The 4245-nt window shown below is 77.5% G+C and carries 2 protein-coding genes; both read left to right on the top strand.

Annotated elements, in window-relative coordinates; genetic code table 11:
• Positions 1-2521: TIGR02680 family protein (locus LJ221_RS09615; RefSeq protein ID WP_241715405.1), on the top strand; the 2521-nt coding region annotated here is incomplete at its 5' end.
• Positions 2518-3780: a TIGR02679 family protein gene (locus LJ221_RS09610; protein ID WP_241715403.1), complete on the top strand. Its 1263-nt coding sequence runs from the start codon at positions 2518-2520 to the stop codon at positions 3778-3780. The genes LJ221_RS09615 and LJ221_RS09610, both read left to right, overlap by 4 nt.
• Positions 3781-4245 lie beyond the last annotated feature (465 nt).

The raw sequence follows: 4245 nt of genomic DNA, 5'->3' as shown, positions 1-4245 counted from the left end.
CCACCTGGCCGACCGGGCGGCGGACCTGGCCCACCGGCGGCGCACGGCGCGAGGCCGGGCCGCGGAGGCGGAAGCGGAGCTGGCCGCCCTGGAGGGGGGCCGCCAGAGCGGCCCCCAGGGCCCGTACACCCGCACCCTGGGGGTCAGGGACCGGGCGGCCGGTGCGCCGCTGTGGCGGCTGGTCGACTTCCGCCCGCATCTGGCGGAGACCGAGCGCGCGGGCCTGGAGGCGGCCCTGGAGGCGTCCGGCCTGCTGGACGCGTGGGTGCGCCCGGACGGCGCCGCGGTCCTCGCCGACGGTCACGACGTCCTGCTGGCGCCCACGCCGGTTTCCGGGGCCCCGGCCGCCGGGCCCACCCTGGCCGACGTGCTGCGCCCGGCCCCCGACCACGGCGACGCCCGGGCCGCCGGCGTGGGGGAGGAGACCGTGGCGCGGCTGCTGGCCGCGATCAAGCTGGGCGAGGCCCCCCGTGCCGCCTCCGGCGGGAGCGGTGCGGGCGAGACCTGGGTGTCGCCGGACGGCCGTTTCCGGACCGGCGCGCTGACCGGGAGCTGGAGCAAACCGGCCGCCGAGTACGTGGGCGAGGGCGCCCGCGAGGAGGCCCGCCGCGCCCGCATCACCACCCTGCGGGACGAACTGTCCGCTTCGCGCGAGGAGCTGGCCGGGCTGGAGGAGGCGTCCCGCGCGGTGGCGGAGCGCCGCCGCGTACTGGACGCCGAACTGTCGGCCTTCCCCGGCGACGACGGTCTGCGCCGGGCCCACGCGCTGTCCGCAGCGGCCGCCGACACGGTCGGCCGGGCCCGCACCCGCCACGAGGAGCGCTCCGCCGAACTGGCCGGGGCGGCCCGTCAGGCGGAGCGGGCCGCGGCCGAACTCACCGAGACGGCCGCCGCCGTCCAGCTGCCCGCCGACCGCACCGGACTCGCGGCCGTCCGCCAGGCCCTCGCCGATCTCACCGCCCACCTCGCCGCCCTGTGGCCCGCACTGCGGGAGCACACCGACGCCGAGAGCGCCCTCGCCGGGGAACGGGCCGAGGCGGAGCGGGCCGGGGAGCGGGCCGGGGAGCTGACCCTGCGCACGGAGGAGGCGGCAAGGCAGGCCGCCGCGGCCGACGAGCACCACACCACCCTGCGCTCCACCGTCGGCGCCGCCGTCGCCGACCTGCAGCGCCGTCTGGCCGAGACCGTCGAGGCGGCACGGCTGTGCGGACAGGAGCAGAAGCGGGCCCGCCAGGAGCATCAGCGGGCGGACCGGGACGCCGGCCGCGCCGAGGGACGCATCGAACAGCTGGAGGAGGACGTCACCGAGGCCGCGGCGGTCCGGGACCGGGCCGTCGCCGCACTCCAGCGGTTCGCGGCGACCGGACTGCTGGCAGTGGCCCTGCCCGGCCTCGAACAGCCGGAGACCGACGGGCCGTGGGCGGCGACCCCGGCCGTCGTCCTGGCCCGCGCCGTCGAGTCCGAACTCGCCGGGACCGACGACTCCGACGGCGCCTGGGAGCGGGTGCAGAAGCGGCTGAGCGAGGAGCTGACCAGGCTTCAGGAGGCGTTGTCGAGGCACGGGCACACCGCCTCGGCCCGCAGCGGCGAGGACGGCATTGTCGTCGACATCGTCTACCAGGGGCGCGAGCGCGCCGTGCCGGAACTCGCCGAGGCGCTCGCCGCCGAGGTGGAGGAGCTGACCCGCATCCTGTCCGCGCGTGAACGGGAGATCCTGGAGACCCATCTCGTCACCGAGGTCGCCGGCACCCTCCAGGAACTGATCGGCACCGCCGAGCGGCAGGTGCGGGCCATGAACGCCGAACTGGAGGAGCGGCCCACCTCCACCGGCATGGTGCTGCGTCTGGTGTGGCGGCCCTCGCGGAAGGCGCCGCCCGGGCTCGCCCAGGCCCGCGAGAGGCTGCGCCAGTCCGCCGACGCCTGGTCGCCGGAGGACCGGGCCGCGGTCGGCGGGTTCCTCCAGGAGCAGATCGCGCGCCGGCACGCCGACGACAGCTCCGGAAGCTGGCTGGAGGACCTCACCGCGGCCCTCGACTACCGCTCCTGGCACGAGTTCGGCATCGAACGCCACCAGCACGGCAGGTGGGTTCCGGCCACCGGGCCCGCCTCGGGCGGAGAGCGGGTGCTGGCGGCGTCGGTGCCGCTGTTCGCCGCCGCGTCCGCGCACTACGCCAGCGCCTCCGTGCCGCACGCCCCGCGCCTGGTCACCCTGGACGAGGCGTTCGCCGGCGTGGACGACGACTCGCGCGCCAAGTGCCTGGGGCTGCTGCACGCCTTCGACCTGGACGTGGTGATGACCAGCGAGCGCGAATGGGCCTGTTACCCGCAGGTGCCGGGCATCGCCATCGCCCAGCTCTCGCGCGTCGACGAGATCTCCGCGGTCCTGGTGACCCGCTGGGAGTGGGACGGGACGCGGCGGTCGCGGGGCGCGGACCCGCAGGCGTACGGCGAGCCGGAACACGCCTCCCCGGCCGCGGCCTCCACCGGGAAGCCCACGGCCCAGGACTCCCCGTGGACATGACTCCACGTCCCGAGCGGATCGACACCGTCCGCCTCACCCGCCTGCTCGGCGTGCCCGAACTGGCCTGGCTCCTCGACCGCGCCCGGCACCGGATGGCCCGCGGCCGCCCCCTGACCGGCGTGGCCACCCTGACCGGTCCCGACGCGGCCCAGCGGGCGGCGGTGGAGCGCCTGCTGGGCCGCGCCCCGCACGGCGGACGTTCCCTGACGGTGCGTCTGGAGACGGTGGACGAGATCCTGCGCCGCTCCGGCGTCAGCCCGGACGGGCTGGCCGCCGCCGTGACCGCGCTGACCGGCCCCGTGACCCGGATCGACGAGACGCGCCGGGCCGAGGCGACGGCCTGGGAGGAGGCCCACGCGCCGCTCGGCGAGCTCGGCGCCGCCCGCCCCGGACTGGCCGACTGGGCCGCCCGCGTGCGCGCGGAGGGCCTGGCCCGCCGTCTGGCCCGGACCCCACAGGCGGCCCGTCCACTCCTGGCGGACGCGGCGGCGGCCCTGCGGGCGCTGCCCGCCGACCCTCCGGTCTCGCTGGCGGCCTTCGCCGCCAGGACCCTCGGCAGCGCCCACGCCCTGGACGACGGCAGACCGCTCGCCACCCTCGTACTGTCCGGAACACGCGCGCTGACCGGCTTCGCCGACGGCTCCGGTGCCCGGTGGCGGCGCGAGGCATGGGCCTCGGCGGGACTGCTGAAGGACGAGCTGTCCTCCACCGTCCTCACCCTCAACCTGCGCGGCACTCCGGCACTGGACTGGTCGGCCGGTGCGGGCGAGCCCGTCGTCCTCACCCTGCGCCAACTGGCCCGCGACACCTCCTTCGTGCCGCAGGCGGCCTCCGGACGCGTCCACGTCTGCGAGAACCCGGCCGTGATCGCGGCGGCGGCCGACGCCCACGGCCCCGGCTGCCCGCCCATGGTCTGCCTCCAGGGCCGGCCCTCGGCCGCCGCCCTCACCCTGCTGAGCCGCCTGCACGCCCGGGGCGCCCGGCCGCTGTACCACGGCGACTTCGACTGGGGCGGGCTGCGTATCGCCGCCGCGCTGGCCCGCGCCGTTCCGTGGCGGCCCTGGCGCTACACGGGCGCCGACTACCGCGCCGCCGCCACCACCGTGTCCGGACTCCCGGCCCTGACGGGCACTCCCGCGGAGTCCCCCTGGGACCCGGACCTGTCCGGCGCCCTCGCCGAACTCGGCGTGCGCGTCGAGGAGGAGACGGTCCTCGACGACCTGCTCTCCGACCTCGCGGGCCCCGCACCGGCTCCCTGACGCCCGCGGCCGGCGGGGAAGCGGCCCCCTCGCGGGGAAGCGACTCCCGTGTCGAGACCCGCCCGGCACGAGGGGCCGGGCGGCGCGCCGGAGGCGAGGGACACGCCGAGCGGGGAACGCTCTTGACAATCGTTTTCATATGATGGGATGTTGTGTCCCTCGAAGGCGGGCCCGACGCCTCTTCGTCCAGACATCCGGATGGCCGAGAGAGGGCTTCGGCGTTCCCGCCCGGGGGTGTGATCCGTGTGGCGGCCGACGGGCGCTGCCGAGCCGTCGAGCGGCCGTGCGGCGCCGTGGCGGTCCGCCCCGGGCTGCCCGCCCCGGCATGCGTCCGGTGGGCGAGGGGCGTCGGGCGGCACATCCCGGACGAGTCCCGTTTCCCGTGTTCGAAAGGCCGGTCACATGTCCCCGCCCGCGACCTCCACGCCGTCGGCGAGCGTCGACGGCGCCGGGGGGGGGGGGGGG

The sequence above is a fragment of the Streptomyces sp. CNQ085 genome (assembly GCF_022614595.1).
Classification (GTDB): domain Bacteria; phylum Actinomycetota; class Actinomycetes; order Streptomycetales; family Streptomycetaceae; genus Streptomyces.
The sequence above is the reverse complement of the archived record's forward strand: the minus strand, read 5'-3'. Positions and strand labels throughout refer to the sequence as shown.